This window comes from Pseudomonas sp. Pseusp97, from assembly GCF_047304025.1.
Taxonomy (GTDB): domain Bacteria; phylum Pseudomonadota; class Gammaproteobacteria; order Pseudomonadales; family Pseudomonadaceae; genus Pseudomonas.
The window spans coordinates 1-1,914 of sequence record NZ_JBGLYK010000414.1 but is presented as its reverse complement, the minus strand read 5'-3'; the positions used below and the strand labels follow the sequence as shown (position 1 = coordinate 1,914).

The following is a 1,914-nucleotide window of genomic DNA, read 5'->3' as shown; positions in this document are numbered from 1 at the left end:
CCCCCGCCATCTACACCTCTCTTTTCGCCGGCAGCGTCAGATGTGAATAAGACACAGGGCGGGGGCCAGGGTGCCGCCGTCGACCAGCTCCAGCTCGCCGCCCAGCGGCACGCCATGGGCGATGCGCGACAGCACCAGGTCGCCGCCGCCGAGCAGCTGGGCGATGTAATGAGCGGTCGCCTCGCCTTCCACCGTGGGGTTGGTGGCGAGGATGATCTCGCTGAAGTTGCCGGCCTTGATCCGCGCTTCAAGCTCGGGAATGCCGATGGCTTCCGGACCGAGGCCGTCCAGCGGCGACAGGTGCCCCTTGAGCACGAAATAGCGGCCACGGTAGCCGGTCTGCTCGACGGCGAACACGTCCAGCGGGCCTTCCACCACGCACAGCAGGCTGTCGTCACGACGCGGGTCGGTGCACTGCGGGCAGAACTCGTCCTCGGAAAGGGTACGGCACTGCTTGCAATGGCCGACGCCCTCCATCGCCTGGGTCAGCGCCTGGGCCAGGCGCAGGCCGCCGCTGCGGTCACGCTCCAGCAGCTGCAGCGCCATGCGCTGGGCACTCTTCTGCCCTACCCCGGGCAGGGTGCGCAGGGCGTCGATCAGTTGGCGGATCAGCGGCGTGAAGCTCATGGGGCGGTCTCGGGATATTTTTCGGGGGGTAGAACGACTGTAGGAGCGAGCTTGCTCGCGAACCCCGCCCAGCCACTGGGGCCGGTAGAGCGTTCGCGAGCAAGCTCGCTCCTACAGGGGAAGCGCCTGGATCAGAAAGGCATCTTGAAGCCGGGCGGGAGCTGCATGCCGGCGGTCATGCCGGACATCTTCTCCTGGTTGTTCTGCTCGATCTTGCGTACGGCGTCGTTCACCGCGGCGGCGATCAGGTCTTCGAGGATTTCCTTGTCTTCCTGCATCAGGCTGTCGTCCAGGGAGACGCGCTTGACATCATGGCGACCAGTCATCACCACGCTCACCAGGCCGGCGCCGGATTGACCGGTCACTTCGGCGTTGGCCAGCTCTTCCTGCATCTTCTGCATCTTTTCCTGCATCTGCTGGGCCTGCTTCATCAGGCCGGCCATGCCACCTTTCATCATGTCGAGTTCCTCGATTCGTTCAGTCGTCGGCCAAGGCTCAAGCCTTGGCCTCCAGGGGTTCGATAGTACCGTCGCGGACGACCGCGGCGAACTGTTGCTTCATCTGCAGTACATAGGGGTCCGCGGCGATCGATGCCTCGGCCTGGCGTTGACGCTCGGCGCGCTTGCGCGCGGCAGCCTGGGCCGGCGTCTCCTGCTCGGGCTTCTGCTGGGTGACCTGCAGGGTCAGGGTGCGCCCATGGTACTGGTTCAGCGCATCGTTCAGGCGACGCTGCTGGGTCGCGTTGAACAGCGCGCTCTGGCCCGGGTCCAGGTGCAGGTGCCAGTGGTCGCCGTCCACCGCCACCAGGGTGCAGTTGGCGCCGATGCTGGCAGTCAGGCCGGCCAGGCCCAGGCGCGGGAACAGGTCCAGCCACTCGGCGGCAAGGCCGGTCGCCGGCATGGCGGCAGGCTCGGGTTCCGGCTCGGCCTGCTCCTGCGGCGCCTCGCTCTCGAGGTAGCCGTAGGACTCCATGTCGACTTCGTAGTAGTCCTCCGCGGGCGGCGGCTCTTCGTCGCGATCATCGTCGTCGAGCGGGGCTTCGGCCACAACAGGTGCGGGCACCTCAACCGGGAGCGGGGCAGCCTCTGCCACGGGAGCCGGCATTTCCGCTGCAGGTGCAGGTGCAGGTGCAGCAGGCTGGACCGCTGCGGGAGCTGCGGCAACCGGCGCCGAGGGTTCGTCCCACGGCAGGTCGACCGGCGCATCGGCAACCGGCGGCGGCTCGACGGCCGGAGCAACAGGCTCTGCGGCGTCCATCACTTCCGGCTGCGCTTCAACCGCTGCGGG

At 67.5% G+C, this 1,914-nt stretch carries 3 protein-coding genes; all 3 read right to left on the bottom strand.

Annotation, left to right across the window (positions count from 1 at the left end; translation table 11 throughout):
• Nucleotides 1-36: 36 nt before the first annotated feature.
• Nucleotides 37-627, bottom strand: coding sequence for a recombination mediator RecR (gene recR, locus ACCC94_RS29515; RefSeq protein WP_413353130.1), 591 nt, complete (start codon nucleotides 625-627; stop codon nucleotides 37-39).
• A 131-nt stretch (nucleotides 628-758) separates the two neighbouring features.
• Nucleotides 759-1,085, bottom strand: a complete 327-nt coding sequence (locus tag ACCC94_RS29510) for a YbaB/EbfC family nucleoid-associated protein (RefSeq protein WP_017516839.1) — start codon at nucleotides 1,083-1,085, stop codon at nucleotides 759-761.
• 37 nt (nucleotides 1,086-1,122) lie between these two features.
• Nucleotides 1,123-1,914: DNA polymerase III subunit gamma/tau C-terminal domain-containing protein (locus ACCC94_RS29505; protein ID WP_413353129.1), on the bottom strand; the 792-nt coding region annotated here is incomplete at its 5' end.